Annotated in this window: 19 protein-coding genes; 8 read left to right on the top strand and 11 right to left on the bottom strand. The window is 54.7% G+C overall.

What is annotated here, in order from left to right; translation table 11 throughout:
* From A6F49_RS09675 to A6F49_RS09665, 3 genes are read right to left on the bottom strand one after another with little or no spacing between them, the layout of a single operon-like run.
* Window positions 1-387, bottom strand: coding sequence for a cytidine deaminase (locus tag A6F49_RS09675; protein WP_052504785.1), 387 nt, complete (start codon window positions 385-387; stop codon window positions 1-3).
* A complete protein-coding gene (locus A6F49_RS09670; protein WP_043057537.1) occupies window positions 387-1,583 on the bottom strand; it encodes an amidohydrolase in 1,197 nt (398 codons plus the stop codon). Before A6F49_RS09670 ends, A6F49_RS09675 begins: the two co-directional genes overlap by 1 nt.
* A 59-nt stretch (window positions 1,584-1,642) precedes the next feature.
* Window positions 1,643-2,800 (bottom strand): mannose-1-phosphate guanylyltransferase, encoded by a 1,158-nt coding sequence (locus A6F49_RS09665; RefSeq protein WP_043057459.1) that lies wholly within the window; start codon window positions 2,798-2,800, stop codon window positions 1,643-1,645.
* A 169-nt stretch (window positions 2,801-2,969) separates the two neighbouring features.
* On the opposite strand from A6F49_RS09665, the gene sdhC reads away from it, so the two are divergent.
* The 5 genes from sdhC to A6F49_RS09640 all read left to right on the top strand — a co-directional run bounded on the left by sdhC (window position 2,970) and on the right by A6F49_RS09640 (window position 8,295).
* Window positions 2,970-3,386, top strand: coding sequence for a succinate dehydrogenase, cytochrome b556 subunit (gene sdhC, locus A6F49_RS09660; RefSeq protein WP_268751190.1), 417 nt, complete (start codon window positions 2,970-2,972; stop codon window positions 3,384-3,386).
* Window positions 3,387-3,391: 5 nt separating this feature from the next.
* Window positions 3,392-3,880, top strand: coding sequence for a succinate dehydrogenase hydrophobic membrane anchor subunit (locus A6F49_RS09655; protein WP_043057461.1), 489 nt, complete (start codon window positions 3,392-3,394; stop codon window positions 3,878-3,880).
* 40 nt (window positions 3,881-3,920) lie between these two features.
* Window positions 3,921-5,708 carry a succinate dehydrogenase flavoprotein subunit gene (gene sdhA / locus A6F49_RS09650; protein ID WP_043057462.1) on the top strand — a complete coding sequence of 596 codons (1,788 nt, stop codon included), beginning with the start codon at window positions 3,921-3,923 and terminating at the stop codon, window positions 5,706-5,708.
* A complete protein-coding gene (locus tag A6F49_RS09645; RefSeq protein WP_043057463.1) occupies window positions 5,708-6,472 on the top strand; it encodes a succinate dehydrogenase iron-sulfur subunit in 765 nt (254 codons plus the stop codon). Before sdhA ends, A6F49_RS09645 begins: the two co-directional genes overlap by 1 nt.
* A 206-nt stretch (window positions 6,473-6,678) precedes the next feature.
* Window positions 6,679-8,295: an ABC-F family ATP-binding cassette domain-containing protein gene (locus tag A6F49_RS09640; protein WP_043057464.1), complete on the top strand. Its 1,617-nt coding sequence runs from the start codon at window positions 6,679-6,681 to the stop codon at window positions 8,293-8,295.
* A 265-nt stretch (window positions 8,296-8,560) separates the two neighbouring features.
* Here A6F49_RS09640 and A6F49_RS09635 read toward each other — a convergent pair whose 3' ends face one another.
* Window positions 8,561-9,232 carry an SDR family oxidoreductase gene (locus A6F49_RS09635; RefSeq protein ID WP_043057465.1) on the bottom strand — a complete coding sequence of 224 codons (672 nt, stop codon included), beginning with the start codon at window positions 9,230-9,232 and terminating at the stop codon, window positions 8,561-8,563.
* A gap of 163 nt (window positions 9,233-9,395) precedes the next feature.
* Between A6F49_RS09635 and A6F49_RS09630 the strand changes: the two genes are divergently transcribed.
* Both A6F49_RS09630 and A6F49_RS09625 read left to right on the top strand, forming a co-directional pair.
* Window positions 9,396-10,106, top strand: a complete 711-nt coding sequence (locus tag A6F49_RS09630; RefSeq protein ID WP_043057466.1) for an ABC transporter ATP-binding protein — start codon at window positions 9,396-9,398, stop codon at window positions 10,104-10,106.
* Window positions 10,103-11,449, top strand: a complete 1,347-nt coding sequence (locus tag A6F49_RS09625; RefSeq protein ID WP_052504786.1) for a hypothetical protein — start codon at window positions 10,103-10,105, stop codon at window positions 11,447-11,449. The genes A6F49_RS09630 and A6F49_RS09625 overlap by 4 nt, the downstream gene beginning before the upstream one ends.
* A gap of 20 nt (window positions 11,450-11,469) precedes the next feature.
* On the opposite strand, the gene A6F49_RS09620 is transcribed toward A6F49_RS09625, so the two are convergent.
* From A6F49_RS09620 to A6F49_RS09600, 5 genes are all read right to left on the bottom strand, one after another.
* On the bottom strand, window positions 11,470-12,012 hold the full coding sequence (locus A6F49_RS09620) for a GNAT family N-acetyltransferase (RefSeq protein ID WP_043057467.1): 543 nt from the start codon (window positions 12,010-12,012) through the stop codon (window positions 11,470-11,472).
* Between the two features lie 79 nt (window positions 12,013-12,091).
* Entirely contained in the window at window positions 12,092-12,568 is a 477-nt protein-coding gene (locus tag A6F49_RS09615; RefSeq protein ID WP_043057468.1) for a hypothetical protein, read from the bottom strand.
* Window positions 12,569-12,724: 156 nt separating this feature from the next.
* On the bottom strand, window positions 12,725-13,285 hold the full coding sequence (locus tag A6F49_RS09610; RefSeq protein WP_043057469.1) for a hypothetical protein: 561 nt from the start codon (window positions 13,283-13,285) through the stop codon (window positions 12,725-12,727).
* A 42-nt stretch (window positions 13,286-13,327) separates the two neighbouring features.
* Entirely contained in the window at window positions 13,328-14,629 is a 1,302-nt protein-coding gene (locus tag A6F49_RS09605) for an ABC transporter permease (protein ID WP_043057470.1), read from the bottom strand.
* On the bottom strand, window positions 14,626-15,336 hold the full coding sequence (locus tag A6F49_RS09600; protein WP_235604957.1) for an ABC transporter ATP-binding protein: 711 nt from the start codon (window positions 15,334-15,336) through the stop codon (window positions 14,626-14,628). The genes A6F49_RS09605 and A6F49_RS09600 overlap by 4 nt, the downstream gene beginning before the upstream one ends.
* An 868-nt stretch (window positions 15,337-16,204) precedes the next feature.
* On the opposite strand from A6F49_RS09600, the gene A6F49_RS09595 reads away from it, so the two are divergent.
* Entirely contained in the window at window positions 16,205-17,752 is a 1,548-nt protein-coding gene (locus A6F49_RS09595; protein ID WP_235604956.1) for a DUF4389 domain-containing protein, read from the top strand.
* Window positions 17,753-17,842: 90 nt separating this feature from the next.
* On the opposite strand, the gene trpS is transcribed toward A6F49_RS09595, so the two are convergent.
* Together trpS and A6F49_RS09585 are read right to left on the bottom strand one after the other, a co-directional pair.
* Entirely contained in the window at window positions 17,843-18,925 is a 1,083-nt protein-coding gene (gene trpS / locus A6F49_RS09590; RefSeq protein ID WP_043057473.1) for a tryptophan--tRNA ligase, read from the bottom strand.
* Window positions 18,926-18,937: 12 nt separating this feature from the next.
* Window positions 18,938-19,792, bottom strand: a complete 855-nt coding sequence (locus A6F49_RS09585) for an exodeoxyribonuclease III (RefSeq protein ID WP_043057474.1) — start codon at window positions 19,790-19,792, stop codon at window positions 18,938-18,940.
* Window positions 19,793-19,800: the final 8 nt, after the last annotated feature.

The following is a 19,800-nucleotide window of genomic DNA, read 5'->3' as shown; positions in this document are numbered from 1 at the left end:
CTAGTCCTGCAGGTTGTCCGGGCCAAAGGCATGTGGCAGCAGCTGGGTCAGGGTGATCGAACCGTCGGGGATGGCAATGACGAGGTCACCCGGGGCGTGTTCAAACAGTACCTGACGGCACCGCCCGCACGGGGTGATGTAGTCGCCGTGGCCATTGAGGCACACCAGGTGGGTCAGCGTGGCACCGGCGGACATGCGCCAGGCCGAGATCATGGCAACCTCGGCGCACTGGGTCAGGCCATATGAGGCGTTTTCGATATTGACGCCCGTGTGGACGGCGCCCTGATCATCCATGGCTGCCACCGCGACCGGATGGTGCGAATACGGCGCATAGGCGCGCGGCAACACGCGGGTTGCTGCAGTGTGTAATTGTTCGAAAACCGACATCAGGCGGCTCCCACGAGGGCTCGCAGTGCGGCCTGGGTGAAGATTTGCATGCCAACGCCGATCGCGCGTTCATCCGGGTTGTAGTCACCCTGGTGGAGGTCGTACGTGGGGCCCGATGGAGTGCGGGTGCCCAGGCGGAACATTGCCCCAGGAACCTGCTTGGTCATCCAGGCAAAGTCCTCGCCACCCATCGACTGGCTGGCCAATTCGATGGTCCGGGAGCCCAGTTCAAAACGGGTCGCGTCCTCAATGAGGTCCATTTCGGGTTCGTTATTGACCACGGGCGGCACACCGCGGATGTGTTCCAGATGCACTTTCACGCCGTAGGGTGCGGCGACGTGGCCGATGACCTCATCGAGTAACTCCGATGCCGAATCCCAGGCGTCGACGTCCAAGGTGCGCAGGGTGCCGGCCAATTGACCGGTCGCCGGAATCGCGTTGGGAGCATGGCCGGCTTGAATGTGTCCCCAGGTCAGCTGGGCGCCGGAGCGCACGTCAATGCGACGCTCCAAAATGGCCGGGACCTGGGCGGCGATTTGGGCTAGCGCGTAGACCACATCCTGGGTTTGTTGCGGGCGCGAGGTGTGGCCGCCGCGACCGGTCAGGGTCACCCGAATGGTGTCGGTGGCCGAGGTGATGGCCCCAATGCGGGTGCCGATCGTGCCCACGTTGAAGCTCGGATCGGCGTGCAGCGCGATGATCCGGGGAACGTCTTGCAGGACCCCCTGACGAATGATTTCCAACGAGCCACCGGGGATTTTTTCTTCGGCGGGTTGGAAGATCACGCGAATACGCCCGGTCAGATCCAGATGATCCACCGGCACCGTCGTCTGGCGCGTCAGCAACCGGTGCAGCGTAATGGCCGTGCCCAGACAGACCGCGGTGTGGATATCGTGACCACAGGCGTGAGCAATACCATCATGTACCGAAGCGTACGGGAGCCCGGTTTCTTCTTTGACCGGAAGCGCATCAATATCGGCCCGGATGCCCAGCACTATGGGGCCGGAGCCGATATCGACCCACGCGCCAGTGGATTCTAACCGGTGAGGCTTCAACCCGTGGCGCTGAAGGGCAGCAATAATCTGATCGGTGGTGCGAAATTCTCGGAACGACAATTCCGGGTGCTGGTGGATGTCGCGCCGCAGCGAGATCGCTTCAGCTAAAACTTCCTCAACCGCAGGTGCGATCCGGGGCAGTCCCGGGTCGTCTCGGACGGGTTGTTGATCAGAATGAACAAGTTTTGGGGGTGTCTTACTCACAGCACATCATCGTCCCCGTGTGCCTTGATGGATTCCACGGCCTGTTTGACCGACTGCGCATGTTTCGTCGTCGTCACTAACAGCGCATCCGGCGTATCTACCACCACAATATCTTCGACGCCGATCAACGCAATGACTCGCGATGTATCGGTGACGACGACACCATTGGCTGCATCAGAGTATACGCGCGGCGTCTCGCCAATGACGGTCACCCCGGAATCATCAGCGGCAGGATTCAGCCGGGCAATCGCGGCAAAGTCACCGACATCGTCCCAGGTAAAGTCACCCGGGATCACCGCCACGTCACCGGCCTGAGCTGCCGGTTCAGCCACCGCATAGTCGATGGCGGTCTTGGGCAACTGGTGCCAGACATCGGCCATGACCTCATTGGCATCTCCAGACACAATAGCCTTGGCGATCTTGGTTACGCCCGCATGCAGTTCTGGCTCGTTAGCTTCCAGATGCTCTAACAACAGCTTGACGGGGGCCACGAACATGCCAGCATTCCAGAAGAAATTACCTGCTTCGATATAGCGTTTGGCGACGTCAGCTTCGGGTTTTTCAACAAATTTCACGACCTGATAGGCCGTGGGCGCGCCGTCGACGTCCAGCTTGTCACCCTGTTGGATGTACCCAAATCCGGTCGATGGGTACGTTGGTTTGATCCCGATTGTCACGATCTTATTGGTTGCGGCAGTGGCGATCGCTTCGGCCACGGCGGTACGGAAGACGTCGTCGGGCCCGATGACCTGGTCTGCAGCAAAGGAGCCCATGATCGCCTCGGGATCGCGTTCCAACAATACGGCGGCGGCCAGTCCAATAGCTGCGGCTGAGTCTTTTGGTTCGGGTTCAAATAGGAAGTTTTCCTGTGCCACATCGGATAATTGGGCACACACGGCTTCATGGTGGGCCTCACCGGTCACCACAATGACCTTCTCACCGGCCAGTGGCTGCAACCGATCATAGGTCGCACGGATCAATGTCTGGCCCGAACCGGTCAGGTCGTGAAGAAATTTTGGCGCCGCGGCACGTGATAATGGCCACAGTCGGGTCCCGACACCACCGGCGGGGATCACCGCCCAAAAACGGTCTAACCCGGGAGTATGAGATGATGAAAACTGCTGTTGGTTCACCCGAACTACTGTATTGCACATCTCTGACAACTAGCTGAAGTTACCAACGGCCCGGTCTAAAATGTCGTAATAACGATTCTTTGGCTGGTTAGTATTAGCCTATAGCTATAGGACGCAACTCGCACCGGCGCTGAACGCGAGACTCAATCAGGTCTAGGCGCCAATCCTGCGTGCTTTTGGAGGTTTCATAGTGTCTACTGCGACAACCGCGCAGCAGTCGCCTCCTGCCGAATCCAAATCCGGCAGAGGAACGCTGTATCGCGGAAAAGAAGGTATGTGGTCTTGGGTTGGCCACCGAATCACCGGTGTGGTGATTTTCTTATTTCTATTGGTCCATGTGCTGGATACTGCGCTGGTCCGCGTCTCGCCCGAAGCCTACGACGCCGTGATCGGTACCTATAAAAACTGGTACATGGCGCTTGGTGAATCCGGACTCGTAGCCGCGGTAATCTACCACGCATTTAACGGCATCCGTATCGTACTGGTCGACTTCTGGAAGAAGGGCACCAAGTACCACCGCCACATGTTCTGGACCGTCATGATTCTCTGGGTCGTCGTGTTTGGCGGTTTCTTCATTCGCCACATGATGCTGGTCCTGGGAGGTTAACGCACATGACTACACAACAGCAGATCAATATCGCCGCACCACGGTCTGGCGACATCGATCCTAAATACATCCGTCAATCTGCGTCATCCAGCTCGAACTGGGAAATGTTCAAGTGGCTGTTCATGCGCATCTCTGGACCAATTTTGTTGGTCTTGATCTTCACGCACCTGTTCACCAACCTGATGATTGGTGACGGCGTGCACGGTCTGAACTTCGGGCTGGTCGCCGGTAAGTGGGCGTCCCCGCTCTGGCAGATCTGGGACCTGGTCATGCTGTGGCTGGCAATGATCCACGGCACCATTGGTGTCGCTACGATCATTGATGACTACACCAAAAAAGACAGCACCCGTGTTGCCTTCAAAGTTGTGCTGTACCTGGCGTCCATCGCCATCGTCGTGCTCGGTACCCTGGTGATCTTCACCTTCGAACCATGTATGACCGATGCGGCAGGCAACTTGTTAGACAACTCGCCAAGCTTCTGCTTCAACCAGTAAGCAGCCCAAGCACAAGACTTAAGAAAGAAGACTTCATCTGATGCAAGTACATAAGTACGATGTCGTCATTGTCGGCGCCGGTGGCGCTGGCATGCGCGCAGCCATCGAATCCGGTCAACGTGCACGGACTGCAGTACTGACCAAGCTGTACCCAACTCGTTCACACACCGGCGCGGCCCAGGGTGGTATGTGTGCCGCCCTGGCAAACGTTGAAGAAGACAACTGGGAATGGCATACCTTCGACACCGTTAAAGGTGGCGACTACATTGTGGACCAGGATGCTGCTGAAGTCATGGCCAAAGAAGCCATCGACGCCGTCCTGGACCTTGAAAAAATGGGTCTGCCGTTCAACCGTACCCCCGAAGGCAAAATCGACCAGCGTCGCTTCGGTGGACACACCCGCGACCACGGTAAAGCCCCGGTTCGTCGTGCCTGCTATGCAGCTGACCGTACCGGTCACATGATTTTGCAGACCCTGTACCAAAACTGTGTCAAGCACAACGTCGAGTTCTACAACGAGTTCTATGTTCTTGACCTGCTGATGGTCGACGAAGAGGCCACTCGTGAAGACGGCACCACCTACACGCAAAAGCGTGTCGCAGGTGTCGTTTCTTATGAACTGGCCACCGGTGAACTGCACATCTTCCAGGCCAAGTCCGTTGTCTTTGCAACCGGCGGTGCTGGCAAGGTCTTCAAGACCACCTCCAATGCCCACACCCTGACCGGTGACGGCATGGCTATTGCCTACCGTCACGGCATCCCACTGGAAGACATGGAATTCATCCAGTTCCACCCAACCGGGTTGGCTGGCCTGGGCATTCTGTTGTCTGAAGCGGCCCGTGGTGAAGGCGGTATTCTGCGTAACGCCGACGGTGAGCGCTTCATGGAACGCTACGCGCCAACCATTAAGGACTTGGCTCCGCGTGACATCGTGGCCCGTTCGATGGCCAACGAAGTGCGTGAAGGTCGCGGCGCAGGCCCGAATAAGGACTACGTCCTGCTCGACCTGACCCACCTGGAACCAGAGCACATCGACGCCAAACTCCCAGATATTACCGAATTCGCTCGAACCTACCTGGGTGTCGAACCGTACACCGAACCAGTACCCGTCTTCCCAACCTGTCACTACGTGATGGGTGGTATCCCCACCGACATCGAAGCAAACGTGTTGCAAGACAACGAGACCCGCATCCCGGGTCTGTTTGCTGCCGGTGAGGTTGCCTGTGTCTCCGTACACGGTGCAAACCGTCTGGGAACCAACTCCCTGCTGGACATCAACGTCTTTGGTCGTCGCGCCGGTATCTATGCTGCCGAATACGCCAAAGATGCTGACTTCGTTGACCTGCCTGAAAATGGTGAAGCATTCCTGGTCAACCAGATCGAATCGCTGCGTTCTGCAGAAGGCACCGAAAAAGTCGGTGAACTTCGCGCTGAACTGCAGGAAGTCATGGACGCCGATATGCAGGTCTTCCGTACCGAAGAATCCATTCGCCGTGCCATCGACAAGATCGAAGAGCTTCGTGAACGTTACAAGAACGTTGCAGTTCAAGACAAGGGCAAGCGCTACAACCTGGACCTGCTTGAAGGTCTAGAATTGGGCTACCTACTCGACATTGCCGAGGCCATGTCCGTTGCTGCCCTGCACCGTCCAGAGTCACGTGGTGGTCACTACCGCGAAGACTTCCCAGACCGTGATGACGAAAACTGGATGGTTCACTCAATGCTCTACCGTGACGAAAACGCGGAGACCGAAGGTGTCAAGGGCATTCGTTTCGATACTAAAGACGTCGTCATGACCCGCTACGAGCCAATGGAGCGTAAGTACTAATGACTACAACATTAGAACCAACCAACAACACAGCAGGCATGGGTGAGATCGAATCCTTCACCGTCACCATGCAAGTTCGTCGTTACCAGCCAGAATTCCATGAGGAAGCGTACTGGGATACCTGGACCATTGAGATGTACGGCACCGACCGTGTCCTCGATGCCCTGCACAAAATCAAATGGGAAATCGACGGTACCCTGACGTTCCGCCGTTCCTGTGCGCACGGTATTTGTGGATCCGACGCTATGCGTATCAACGGTGTCAACCGTCTGGCCTGTAAAGTCCTGCTCAAAGACCTGGATCTGTCCAAGCCAATTACCGTAGAACCGATCAAGGGTCTGCCGGTCGAAAAAGACATGATCGTCGACATGGAACCATTCTTCCAGTCCTACCGCGAAATCATGCCTTTCCTGATCGCTGACGAATCACGCGAACCAACCCGCGAACGTCTGCAATCCGCCGAAGCTCGCGCAGCTTTTGACGACACCACCAAGTGCATCCTGTGTGCAGCTTGCACGTCGTCCTGCCCAGTCTTCTGGACCGACGGCCAGTACTTCGGCCCAGCAGCCATTGTCAACGCGCACCGCTTCATCTTCGATGACCGTGACGAAGGTGGCGACATGCGTCTTGAGGTACTCAACGATAAAGAAGGCGTATGGCGCTGCCGTACCACCTTCAACTGCACCGAAGCATGCCCACGTGGTATTCAGGTCACCAAAGCTATCGCAGAGGTCAAGCAAGCCATTCTGGCTCGCAACATCTAGTAACGCCTAGCTCAAACGGGTGGGACGGGTTTTCCGTCTCACCCGTTTTTTGTTATTCTGAGCAAGGTATCACTGTCTGAAGAAGGACTCCTGGTTATCATGTGGATCTACAACGAAAATTCAAGCGCCCCAGTGCACTGATCTCGTTGTAGCCTTCTTTGTGGCTCCGTTGTCAGCGCCATGCCTGACAATCTTCAAGGAGCCTCATGCCGGACCGTTCACATTCTATCGTCGTCTGTGACGACGTCTCTTTTGCATGGCCCGACGGCACCGAAGTGCTGTATGACATTTCAGCAGTCTTTGGATCTGGACGGACCGGCTTGATCGGTGCCAACGGCGCCGGCAAGACGACACTGCTCAAACTGATGGCTGGGCGATATTCACCCACGAGCGGTTCTATAGCGGTTTCGGGATCAGTCGGTTACCTACCGCAGCACCTGACTTTAGAAACCCAGGAGACCGTAGCAGATCTGCTGGGCATTCGCACTAAGATAGATGCATTAGCCGCTATCGAATCCGGCGATGTTGATCCGAAACACTTCGATACCATTGGCGAGGATTGGGACATTGAAGCCCGCGCCAGAGCCGCCCTCGACGATATTGGGCTCATGGACATTGATTTGGCGCGCACCGTGGGCACACTGTCCGGTGGCGAATCGATTTTGATTGCTTTGGTCGGTCTACAACTGGGCGAGCATGACGTGGTGCTGCTGGATGAACCAACGAATAATCTTGACCGTGAGACTCGCGCCACGCTTTATGAGACCATTACGCGTTGGCGAGGAACACTGATTATCGTCAGTCACGATGTCACCTTGTTAGATCTCATGGACAACACAGCTGAACTACACACTGGATCGCTGACGATATTTGGGGGAAATTACTCAGCCTACATAGACTATCTCCAACAAGAGCAAGCAGCAGCGGAACAGTCGCTTCGTACTGCCGAGCAGAAACTCAAAACCGAAAAGCGTCAGCGTATCGAGGCAGAAACTAAATTGGCCCGCCGCAAACGGTTCGGGAACAAGGCGTTTGAAAACAAACGTGAACCAAAAATGATTATGAAACTACGCAAACAACAGGCACAGGTTTCGGCAGGCAAACTTCGCGATGAAGCCGATGACAAAGTCCTGGTCGCACGTGAGGAAGTTGACGAGTTGTCGCAAAAAGTTCGCGCCGACAAGCACATTCGAATACACCTCCCTGACCCTGAAGTGCACAACTTACGGCGCTTGGTCGAGTTTCAACAACCCGACGCTCGACCAGTAATCATCCAGGGCCCAGAACGAGTAGCCATCACCGGTCGTAATGGTAGCGGCAAGACGCTGCTGATTGAAAGATTGCTTAGCAATGACCACAGCGAAGCGAGCTGCATCTCAGGCACATCCTATACGGATCGGATCGGCTATCTCCCCCAGCGTCTCGATCATTTAGATGACGAGATCACTATGCTCGAGGCGTTCCGCTTGGCTGCACCTCATGCCGAATCGGAGCACATTCGAGCCCAACTGGCCAGGTTCTTATTCCGAGCTGACACCGTGAAACAAAAGATTGGCGAGCTCTCCGGTGGAGAACGCTTCCGCATCGCATTGGCACTACTTTTATTGGCCGAACCACCCAACGAACTTCTGATTCTTGATGAACCGACCAACAACCTCGATTTGAAGACCATTCAAGAGTTCGTTGAGGCTCTCAACACGTATCAGGGTGCATTGATTATTGTGAGCCACGATGATGTTTTCTTGCGACAGATAAATATCGACACCTGGCTACACCTTGATGCAGGCGGATTACACCGCAGTGACGGGCCAAGTGGTACGTAAACCGTACCGCTGCACCGGTACCGGGCCAATCGTCCGAACCGTCAAAACATTCCAAACCACCCCGACGAGACAAGTAGTTTTAGTATGACACGATGGTCGGTTTGAAATTCAAACGGTGCACGCGGGCATAACAGTGATGGGGCACACCGCAAAATGCCAAAGCCAAGCCTGGTGCACCCTAGGATGCTCCAGGCTTGGCGTCAGTATTGTTATTTGGCGAGTTCACTGCTGCAACTGCCCGTAACTTCTCATTCACATGCAGGCATCACAGGGATCGGAACAGCTCGCGGATGTCAGTGTCCCCATCATAAAAGTCTATCGTTTGGCCGATGGTAGCGTCTTCATCCAGAGCCACCACGATCGCTTCAGCAACGTTACTGCGGGATGTGTCACGCCCACCATCCGCTGACTGGGCCGAACCGGTTTCTGGCGCCAGACTAATCTTGAACGTCGGGTCTTCCAGCGTCAAGAGACCGGGCCCAAGAATGGTGTATTTCAAGTCGCTTTCACGCAGATAGGCATCGGCAGCAGACTTCGACTCAGCATAAGGAAAAAATGAACTATCTTCGCTGACTCCATGGTCAGAACCTGCTCCAGCGTAGGAAACCATCACATATCGGCCGACCCCAGCCTGCACGGCAGCATCGATGGACCGTTGGGCGGCATCACGATCTACCGCATAGGTACGTTGCGGATTACCTCCGCCAGCCCCTGCAGCCCAAATAACACCGTCTTTCCCTCGAAAAGCATCGGCGAAATCATTGACGGTGGCTTTTTCAATGTCCAACAACAGTGCCTTGGCACCGGTTGCTTCCACCTCTTGGGTCTGTTCTTCTTTGCGGATCACAGCCGTCACTGTGTGTCCTTCTTCAACGAGACGAGGAGTAGCTCGCATTGCGACCTTTCCGTGTCCCCCGAGCAGAATGTAGTCAGCCATCTCGATCATCCTTTCGTTGACAATTCATGGTCACCAAGGACAACGGGACAAGCTCAAGCTCTATTCCCAGGTCACGGCTGTCATACCTCAGGAGGACGAAGCGGATATGAAATCGTCATAGCGGCTGAGGACACTTGCAGGCGCTGGGCTCAACAATTGAAGCATGACACAACCAATACTTGTAGCTCAGGGCTTGACCAAGTCTTATGGCACCACGCGAGCCCTGGACGACATAATTCTCACGCTGTTTCCTGGCGAATCGGTGGCCATTATGGGTCCTTCCGGTTCGGGCAAGACCACCCTGATGCACTGCCTGTCCGGCATCCTTGTCCCAGATACCGGCTCGGTACAACTCAACATTGGTGACAGTGACAGTATCGATCTTCCAACACTGAGCGAAGAACATCGCGCCAGAGTACGCCGTGACCACCTAGGCTTTGTCTTCCAAGAAGGGCTACTCCTCCCCGAACTTACCGCACAAGAAAATGCAGCGTTGCCACTCATGTTATCTGGGGTCTCCAGATCAACAGCGCAGCATCATGCGCGCCAATGGTTGAGTACGTTGGGCTTGGATGGCATGTTCGAACGACGGCTCGGAGAATTATCAGGCGGCCAGGTTCAGCGGGTAGCTATCGCTCGCGCCCAGGTTGCAGAGCCAGCGGTCGTGTTCGCCGATGAGCCAACCGGCGCTTTGGACTCAGAAACTTCCAAAACCGTGCTCACCGCGTTACTGAACACTACTGTTGGGCAAGGCCGCAGTTTGGTATTGGTCACTCATGATGAAGATGTTGCGGCCCGGTGCCAACGCCTCATTCACGTCAGAGATGGCCGTCTAGTGTCCGATTCCGCCGATACTGCAGGAGTCAACCGATGAAAGTCACCGCAACGGTCACCCGGTTGTTTCTTTCACGACTCTTTGCAGACCGACAGGCCTGGTTGTTGCCGGTGGCCGCTTTTGCTGTGGTGTCGGCCTTGAGCCTCAGCGTGGCCGGTGGGGTCCGCTTCTTTTTCACGTTGGGTGAGCAGGCCGTAGGAGCCATGGGCGGTTTCTATATGATTCTTGCTGCACTTGCGGCCGTCCTGCTGGTCATGCCGGTGATTTCGTTGGCAGGGGCCGCCGCAAAACTCTTGGCACGTCGTCGAGATGAACGGCTCTCGTCGCTCCGACTCATCGGGGCAAGCTCGGGATTGCTCCGGACGCTCACCGTAGTAGAAGCTTCAGTTCTTGCCATAGTGGGGGCTTTGACGGGCGTGATCGGGTACGTAGTGTTGATGCCGCTGGCTGGGTTGTTACGTTTCGCTGGTGGTCCCATTGGTATGGCCGGCATGTGGCTGGGGTTACCAGGACTGCTTGCAGTACTAGCAGCCATCGTCGTCATTGGGGTATCCGCTTCAATAGGCGGGCTGCGCCGAGTGGAGATCACCCCGTTGGGAGTTCGCACCAGGCAACGCCCAGCCCGTCTGCATTGGTTCCGGATTGTAGCTGCCGTGGTGCTGCTCATCGCAGCGCAACTGTTTGCCAATGCGCTTGGCGCCGGGAGCATAATGATCGTCATCGTGATGATTCTCGCTGCGTTTGCGGTGCCTATGATTGCACTACATTTCATTGGTCCGTGGTTGATCAAAATCGTCACAAACTGGCGGCTGCGCCGTGCCTCCACGGCCGAGGCGCTGGTGGCTGCTCGCGCTGTTTTAGAATCGCCGCAACAGGCCTGGTCCCAAATTGGCGGAGTAGCCCTGACTACCTACATTGGGGTCGTGGGTGGTGCAGGAATGTCGCTGGCGAATATAGCAACCAGCGACCAAGATTCGGCCGGGATGGATCCGGTGGAAATGAACCTCGTGGCAGATTTACAAACGGGCGTGTTGTTGACGATGGTCATCGCATTTCTCTTAGCCGCTTGCTCGGTTGCCATCACCCAGACCGCTCAGGTGTTAGATCGTGCTTCGCTGTATCAAGGTCTGCGACGTATTGGGATGAGTTCTGCCCAGCTGGAATCTTGCCGCCGTCGGGCGATATTTGGGCCACTATGGATCGTTTTAATCTTCACGTTGATCGCCGCAGTTGCGACAGCATTGCCCCTGTTAGGGATTGCTGTGGTGGTTTCTCCCCTATCCATGCTGGTCGTTGCTGCCTGTTTGGTACTAGGTCTCGTGCTGATACGGGTTGGGCTGCTCAGTTCGACTTCTACCCTCCGAGTTGTCACCGCCAACTAGACCGGATAGGCCCGCCACAGTCACAGCGATGGAAGTTTGCGTGCTAGCACAACATCCTTGGCTTTGGCGCCGCCAACATCAAATTCCCGAGTGCCGATCTGTTTGAAGCCCACGCGTTCGTAAAAGCCAATGGCACGAGCGTTGTCCGTGTTGGTTCCCAACCACATCCATTCCTCTTCGGAGGTGACATAGTGCTCTATTAGGTGGGTCATCATTTTCTTGGAGACCCCGGCACCGTGGAATTCAGGATGCACATAAAACTTTGACAGCATCACCGTGGATTCGGCAGGCAACTCCATATCGAGTTGAGCATTTTCGGGCAGTTCGCCATTAACACACACGGTATAGCCAACCAGCATGGCACCGTCAGTGGCCACGAGAACATAACTGTCGTCGCCGGTAATCCAGTTGGAAAAGACATCAGCGTTCAAGCCTTCTTTAATGAACTCTTCGATCGCAGCTCGATCCATTTCTGGCGGACACGCCAGTGGGAAGGTCCGTGCTGCCAGGGGCACAAGCTCGTGGATGTCGGTGAGTTTTGCTTGACGAATACTAACGCTCATAAGGCCCCATTGTAATGTCCTGACATGACGGTCAATGCAATATGCGCAAAATTCTGCGCTCACTTTTGCCCATTTGGATTCAGGATTGCGTCTGTGATTGGGTCTTTTTGCCGTACCACTGGTGAACATCTTGTCGGAAAGCCAAGGCTAGCACCCACCCGGCGGCAATCAACTGGGCCAAACTGAGCCCAAGACCAACCATGTCGGAAAAACCGGCAGCGACAACCTGAGCGAAGCTCTGCACCGCTAGTACAGCCGTTAGGATTGCCAGGATCACAGCGATCCATCGAGCCCAATTCATGGATCGAATGACGCCAAACCACGTCCCGCCGTAGACCAACAGGGCAATGATCACCAGCGTCAAATAGGAGCTACTCAGCGACGACACTGCAATAGTGGTGCCATCTCCGACATCGAGGACCGCATCTTCTGCTGCTGGCATCACCGTAATGATGTAGTTGATGAGCTGGACAGCAATGACTATGAGGCCCAGAAAGAAAAAAGCGAGACCAAAATTCTTGACCTGTCGTGGTTTCGTGTTGGTTGCCTTTGCCATCTACAGGTCACTTTCTCAATGGGTACCTATCAATGTGGCCAGCTAGTAAGCCACCGGTGTCCACTGTATCGAGCCCCTGCACGGTCCGGTGTATCCGAGAGACATTTCGAGCCGATCAGCTTGGCTGACCGGCTCGAAACAAGGGTTCTCAGGGTGTTAGGCCTGAAGGCTCTTATGGAGGGCAAACCAGCGGTGGGTCTGTTTATCCAAGGCTTGGATGATCCACCAAATCGTTGCCAGGACAATGATCCAGTTGACGATCGTACCAAACAGCATCATGCCTGATTGGTCGCCATAATTTGTGGCCAATAACAGGCTGTATGCAGACGAGATCAGGAACAGGATCGCTAGAACCAACCCCATGAAACGTGCCCAGTTACGATTGGCACGCAGGCCCAGGCCGACGATGACAAATAGCACCACATTGATGGCTATCAGAACGATGGCCATGACCAATGTGGCACCAAATGCGGTGTCAAGCATCTCCGGGGTCATGGATTGGAATTCACTGGGCGGCAGATACGCTTCCAAATACGCCTCCGGGCCCTGGGCCTGCATTGCAACGATACCGATCACACCGGCTAGCACGTGCAGAATCATCAGCACCCAGACCAGGCTCTTGGTCAAGCGAGCACTGCGGGGTTCGTCACCGATGTTGCTCATATCGGTGGCAGAATATGGTGTTGTTCCATATTTATTTTCTGGTGTTTCAGTCATCAGGATTCCTCATCATCTCGCAGTACTCCAGGTCGCAGAATACTAGTCATACCGTAGGGCTTCAATCGGATCTTTGGTTGCGGCTCGTCGTGCCGGCAGTGTCCCTGCTAGAAATGCGATACCGATAATGACCAAAGCAATGACGAGCAGCGCCATCGGCTCTATTGCATACAACGATAGTCCAGGCACCGAATCTAGCGGTCCGTTGATTAGCAGTGCGTTGCCCACCATGCCAACGACGCTGCCTAATCCAATCCCGATAATTGACCCGAGTAGACCAATCACAATGGCTTCGGTAGAAAACAACGTAAAGACTCTGCCGCTGGTCATTCCCAGCGCCTTATACAGGCCAATTTGGCGGGTGCGTTCCTGTACGGAAATCAACAGGGTGTTGACGATTCCAAAGCTTGCGGCCAACAGTGCGATAAGTGCGAAACCATTGAACACCCAGGTGATCGCGTCGATAATTCCACTAATGAAGCCCATCTGATCTTCAACGGTCTGACCGATCATGTCGATCTCTTCCAAATCTGCTTTGATCTGATCTTCATTAGCTGCCAGATCATTGACCGTGGCCGTCGCCTGAATGTAGGTGAACGGAATGGTCGTGCCACCGGCGGTGTTGTTGATCTCAGCAATCTGCTGTGTCAGACCAGAGGAAGGGATCGGAGACGCACCTGCACCGGTGATCGTTTCTTCGGCCACTCCCACAATGCTGGCTTCGATGGTTTCCGTATTGCCTTCCAGATCTTGAGCCGCAATAGTGACTTCTTGGTCAATGACCTCATCTGCGTTGGCGACATCGTCAATATCAAAGGCCGACAGCCATGAGGTAGGGATGACCAGTTCATAGGCGTCCTCGGCATTTGACCCCGGTCCACCCGCAGCATATTCAACCATGCTCTGTTCTGAAGCAAATCCAGCCGAAGGCACAGTGTATTGTGTGCCATCCGGAGTCTCAAGGTATTCAATATTAACGAAAATCACCGGGTCGACAAATTCGACGTTCTCAATTTGTTCGATTTCCTCGATGTCATCTTCGTCCATCGATGGAATGCCGAAATCTGAGACGCTTCCCTGGGCATCAGGATCATATTCTTGGGGTTCGCCGGCGGTTAGCCCCACGTTGGCATCCATGGTTTGGGCAGGCATGACTGAGACCTGGTTGGTATCACCCATCGCATCAACTTGGGCATCAATATACTTATTGATGCCTGCCCCGATGCCGGAGGTCATAGTGAGCGTAAAGGCACCAATGACGACGGCGATAACGGTCAAGAACGTGCGCAGTTTTGTGCGCATCGTATTGGCTAAGGCGGTGGTAAAAATGTCGCGGAGTTTCATGCTTTCACCCCGGTATCTTCGATGATCTGACCGTCTTGGATGCGGATCTGTCGAGCGCATTTTGCGGCGAGATCTTCATCGTGGGTGACAACGATTAGGGTCTGGCCTTGTTCGTTGAGACCAAACAAAATGTCTTCTACGATCGCGGAAGTTTCTGAGTCAAGGTTGCCGGTGGGCTCATCGGCAAACAGGATTTCTGGAGAGTTGATCAGCGCACGTGCTATCGAGACGCGCTGTTGCTGCCCGCCAGACAGATTGATGGCCTTGGCTTTGAGTTTGTCGCCCATTTCCAACTTTTCTAGAATTTCGGTGCCCTTCCGTTGGCGTTCCGCCTTGGGTACTTTGGCCATTTTCAAGGGCAGGGTCGCGTTTTCTAATACGGTTTCGTGGGCGTTGAGAAAGAATTGTTGGAATACAAATCCGAAGGTGGTATTACGTACCTTAGCGATTTGTTTAGGTTTGAGATCTGAGACGACCTGACCGCGAATCGCGACGACACCAGAAGTCGGTTCATCAAGCAGTGCTAGCAGGTGCATCAGGGTGGATTTACCGGAACCGGATTTTCCGATGATTGCTACAGACTCACCTTGTTGAATTTCAAAAGTGAGTCCTTGCAGTGCTGCGACGCGGTTTTCACCGGCGCCAAATACCCGCACCAAGTTTTCTGTTTCTAACAGCGGTGGGCTTTCAAGAGTGGAAGAGGTCACGATAGTCCTTATAATGGCAGTTTTTACAACTATTCAGTACTCTGCCAAAAGATAGCCCCAGTTACTTCCACTGCGCGGCTGATTTTTCATTACGACCTTGGTCTGATTTCTAGACCGGGAGCAGGATACTCAGCTCGTCTCGAGGTTGACGAAGATCGAGACAAGATCAGTCATTCGTCCGAGATCTCTGCTATTAGAAAGGCGAGAACGTGATGCCTTGCTGCTGATGCTCTTTATATTGTTCACACAATGAATTCAGTAGACAGCGGTAATTGGCCTAGTCGAGTCTAGATTACGACGAGTTTCAAGCGCTCTGTCGGGAGTGTCTCGAATGCGTTCTGACTCCCTGGAACGTAATCATGCGCAACAACTAGGAAAAGTACCATCGCTTTCTAGAGTTCGCTGAAGCCCAAACCAGCTAGGCACGGTGAGCCGAGATTGTCGGTAGGTGGGTGACATGCCTTGACCCTGGGATGAACGCTTCAGATAATGAAGGCACCATGAACATGGAGCACGTGACGAGGTAGTTATTGCCCTCGCGAGACATATTAGACAACACTGAAAGGACATATTCCAAGCACACGAACAGGGCAGTGCGCAGAGAAGTGCGCCAGACTGACTGATAAGTTCACGCCGTCGTATACATCCAGCCAGACGGGCGTTCCCAAAATATTCGGTCAAAACCGCGTGCCCAATTTCGAAATCGCAACACATAACGAGCGGATATGCTCAGCAACATGTTTCTGACGATAGTTTATCCTCGCAGGTGGTTGAGACTGGCTGGTATAACGACATAGTCGGCTTCAGAATCACTCGGCAGTGGACTCATCTCCGTTTCCTCATGGTTGTACGTTGAGAGGAATGTGCCATGTCAACATTCGACAGTCCGCCCACCTCCACGCCGTCTACGTATCCCCAGGAGCCGGCCCGGATGAAACCCGGTCACTGGGTCATGTTGGTCCTTGGAGTCTTCGCCGCATTGATCGGACTCGTCCTGTCCGCCATAGGGGTCACCGCCATGACGGTCGATGCGGCGCAGCGCGATGGACAATACCTGATATTTGAAACAGAAGAGATACAAACGACCGGATACGCTTTAGTAAGTCAGTCCATCACAGTAGACATTACGGAATTCTCTGGCCCGCAGTTTTCTCAGCCTGGAGAAGTAGCCAGCGTGCAGGTCAAAGCTACCTCTAGTGTGCCCGATCAAGAAATCTTCATCGGAATCGGGCCGTCCTCAGATGTCGCAACCTACCTGCAAGACGTCCCATATTCTCACCTGGGCAACATATCAGCGCCCTCTTTCGGATACGACAAAGGTTCCTCCCCGTGGTCCGGTACTCCTGGGAAAGCTGTTACACCGGGAACCAGTGCGCCATCAGATCCAGCCGAACAAACGTTCTGGACTCAGTCAGTATCTGGTCCAGGAACTCAGGAAGTCGCTTGGGACCTCGAATCTGGCCAATGGTCGATGGTCATCATGAACGCCGATACGTCCAGACCTGTGTGGGTGGATGTTCAGGCAGGAGTACGTTCAGATTTGGCCGTGGACGTTATCGGATCTGTCGGTACAGGCATACTGCTCACGGGATTACTGGCTCTGGCGTTGGGGATCGTACTGATGTTGCTCGGGGCCGCAGGATTAGGACGTTCCATCGACACCGCTCGAAGCGCCGGACTGCCTGGAAACATGTCTGAGTCCACGATCTACCCTGCGCGTCTCACAGGTCGACTCGATCAACCGTTGTCGCGGTGGTTATGGTTGGTCAAATGGCTCTTAGCAATCCCGCATTATTTCCTTTTGGCCTTGTTGGGATTCACGCTGGTATTCACAACCATCGCCTCTGGAATCGCTATCCTATTTACAGCGCGTTACCCGAGATCTTGGTTTGCCTTCAGTGTCGGGGTACTCCGCTGGACTTGGCGAGTGGGTTTCTATTCATACTCGGCACTCAGTACTGATCGCTATCCGCCTTTCACCCTGGCTTCCACAGATTACCCAGCGGACTTCGATGTACTGTACCCAGAGCGGCTATCTAGAGGTTTAGTATTGGTCAAATGGTGGTTGTTGGCCATTCCACACCTGATCATCGTAGGCATCCTGACAACCGGGGGCATGGGCGCGACCTGGGTTATGTCATCTGATATGAATACTTGGGTAAGAACTTCCACCGGCGCACCATCATTACTCGGCGTATTAGTACTCATTGCCGCAGTGGTGCTGCTGTTCACTGCGAGATATCGCACGGGGCTATTTGCCCTGATCATGGGAATTAATCGGTGGGCATACCGAGTATCAACATACGTATTGCTTTTGCGTGACGAATACCCGCCGTTCCGCCTAGATCAAGGGCCCGCCGAGCCGATATATGAAGAACCTGCATCGTCTTCGGCCTCAGATCCGAACCCCGATTAATTCCCTTCCGCTAACCGATAGCTGAAACGCAAAAGCACGGTAACAGACCCAAGGGCCCCGTTACCGTGCTTTTTGTAGCTATAACAGCGATTATCGAGCGAGGGGAAGAAAACCACTCTTCTTGTACACGTCGTCAAGAACAGGCGCAGCTACGCTGCGGGCCTTTTCAGCACCAAGTGCCAAGATCCGATCCAGCTCCGCCGGATCATCTAGCAATTCGAGTGCGCGAGTACGAATCGGTGCCAACCGTTCCGTCACGGCCTCAGCCAGGTCAACCTTCAGGTGACCATACATTTTGCCCTCGTAGGCTGTCACAAGATCGTCGACACTCCGATCGGTTACGGCAGCATAGATATCCAGCAGGTTCGATACGCCTGGCTTATTTTGGCGGTCGTAGTGGATTTCAGTGCCCGCGTCGGTGACTGCCGATTTGATGCGCTTGGCTGTCACCTTCGGATCGTCCAGAATGTTGATCAGACCGTTTGGCGACTGTGCCGATTTCGACATTTTGGCGGTAGGTTCCTGCAGGTCATAGATCCGGGCACCGGTCTCTGGGTAGAACCCAACGGGCACCACAAATGTTTCGCCATAGCGGTGGTTGAAGCGCTGCGCCAAGGTACGCGTTAATTCGATGTGCTGACGCTGGTCATCGCCTACCGGTACACCGTGAGGCTGGTACAGCAGGATGTCAGCGGCCATCAGCATTGGATAGGTAAAGAGTCCGACTCCGGAGGCATCCACGCCCTCGCGTGCGGACTTATCTTTGAACTGCGTCATCCGCGATGCTTCGCCCATGCCGGTTATGCAGGTCAGAATCCAAGTCAGCTGGGTATGTTCTGGAATGTGCGACTGCACGAACAACGTCGAGCGCTGCGGATCGATACCTGCGGCGATGTACTGGGCCGCAGCAACCCGGGTGCGTTTGGTCAAATCCGCAGGATCCTGTGGCACCGTGATGGCGTGCAAATCTGGGATGAAGTAGAACGCTTCAAAGTCCTCTTGCACTTTGACCCAGTTGACCAAAGCGCCCAGGTAGTTGCCCAAGTGCAGCGAGTCCGCTGATGGTTGCATCCCGGATAGCACACGGGGGTGTGCCGCGGCCGAGGTCAGGTGAGCGGTCTTGGTCAGATCGGTTGCAAGGATATCGGCCGGTGTGGGTTGGCTAGTGGACACGTGCGAGCCTTTCTAGAACTGGTAATCGACCACAACGGGTGAGTGGTCTGAGAAGCGGCGGTCATAGGATGGCGCACGGTCGACCACGGCTTTGGTGACTTTGTCAGCCAGTGGTGGGGTGGCCATGTGATAGTCGATGCGCCAACCGGCATCGTTATCGAACGCCTTGCCTCGGTAGGACCACCAGGTGTACGGGCCAGGAACGTTACCGGCAACGGTGCGGCCAACATCAACCCAGTTCAGGTCGTCTCCGGAGAAGAACTTGTCAAAATAGGCTCGCTCTGCTGGGAGGAAGCCTGAGTTTTTGACGTTGCCCTTCCAGTTTTTGATATCAAGTTCGGTGTGTCCCACGTTCAAGTCCCCTGTGATGACCGAGTGTGGGTTGCGGTCCTGCATGGCTGGCAGGTAGTCAACCATCGCGTCCAGGAACTCATATTTATCGTCCTGCTTTGGCGTATCGACTTCACCGGAGTGCACATAGGCACTGGCCACAGAGAGCTTCGAACCATCGGGCGTGGTGAAGTCGGCTTCGACCCAGCGACCTGAGTCGTTAATGCCATCGGCAAGTCCGGTTCGGGTTTCTAATGGCTTATATCGAGACGCGATAGCAACCCCGGCACGGCCTTTGGCTTGGGCTTCATCGGCGTGGATGTAGAGCGTTTCCCATTCATCCCCCACGATCTCTCCCAGCAGTTTTGCCAGGATGTCGCCTGGAGCTCGGACTTCCTGCAGGGTGATGATGTCAATGTTGCGACCGGCAAACCAGGTGGCCATGTCGCGTTTGTGGGCAGCACGAATACCGTTGATATTCACGGTTGCTACCCGAAGAGTATTGTCAGCCTTTGGATCAGCAGCGTTAGAGTGCATAATTCTTT

The organism is Enteractinococcus helveticum, from assembly GCF_001657475.1.
In the GTDB taxonomy this organism is placed as follows: domain Bacteria; phylum Actinomycetota; class Actinomycetes; order Actinomycetales; family Micrococcaceae; genus Yaniella; species Yaniella helvetica.
This window is presented reverse-complemented; position numbering and strand designations above follow the sequence as displayed.

Coding starts and splice junctions, on each gene's coding strand:
- A6F49_RS09675 (WP_052504785.1), bottom strand. CDS start 387: ATGTCGGTTTTCGAACAATTACACACTGCAGCAACCCGCGTGTTGCCG.
- A6F49_RS09665 (WP_043057459.1), bottom strand. CDS start 2,800: ATGTGCAATACAGTAGTTCGGGTGAACCAACAGCAGTTTTCATCATCT.
- A6F49_RS09655 (WP_043057461.1), top strand. CDS start 3,392: ATGACTACACAACAGCAGATCAATATCGCCGCACCACGGTCTGGCGAC.
- sdhA (WP_043057462.1), top strand. CDS start 3,921: ATGCAAGTACATAAGTACGATGTCGTCATTGTCGGCGCCGGTGGCGCT.
- A6F49_RS09645 (WP_043057463.1), top strand. CDS start 5,708: ATGACTACAACATTAGAACCAACCAACAACACAGCAGGCATGGGTGAG.
- A6F49_RS09640 (WP_043057464.1), top strand. CDS start 6,679: ATGCCGGACCGTTCACATTCTATCGTCGTCTGTGACGACGTCTCTTTT.
- A6F49_RS09635 (WP_043057465.1), bottom strand. CDS start 9,232: ATGGCTGACTACATTCTGCTCGGGGGACACGGAAAGGTCGCAATGCGA.
- A6F49_RS09630 (WP_043057466.1), top strand. CDS start 9,396: ATGACACAACCAATACTTGTAGCTCAGGGCTTGACCAAGTCTTATGGC.
- A6F49_RS09625 (WP_052504786.1), top strand. CDS start 10,103: ATGAAAGTCACCGCAACGGTCACCCGGTTGTTTCTTTCACGACTCTTT.
- A6F49_RS09620 (WP_043057467.1), bottom strand. CDS start 12,012: ATGAGCGTTAGTATTCGTCAAGCAAAACTCACCGACATCCACGAGCTT.
- A6F49_RS09615 (WP_043057468.1), bottom strand. CDS start 12,568: ATGGCAAAGGCAACCAACACGAAACCACGACAGGTCAAGAATTTTGGT.
- A6F49_RS09610 (WP_043057469.1), bottom strand. CDS start 13,285: ATGACTGAAACACCAGAAAATAAATATGGAACAACACCATATTCTGCC.
- A6F49_RS09605 (WP_043057470.1), bottom strand. CDS start 14,629: ATGAAACTCCGCGACATTTTTACCACCGCCTTAGCCAATACGATGCGC.
- A6F49_RS09595 (WP_235604956.1), top strand. CDS start 16,205: ATGTCAACATTCGACAGTCCGCCCACCTCCACGCCGTCTACGTATCCC.
- A6F49_RS09585 (WP_043057474.1), bottom strand. CDS start 19,792: ATGCACTCTAACGCTGCTGATCCAAAGGCTGACAATACTCTTCGGGTA.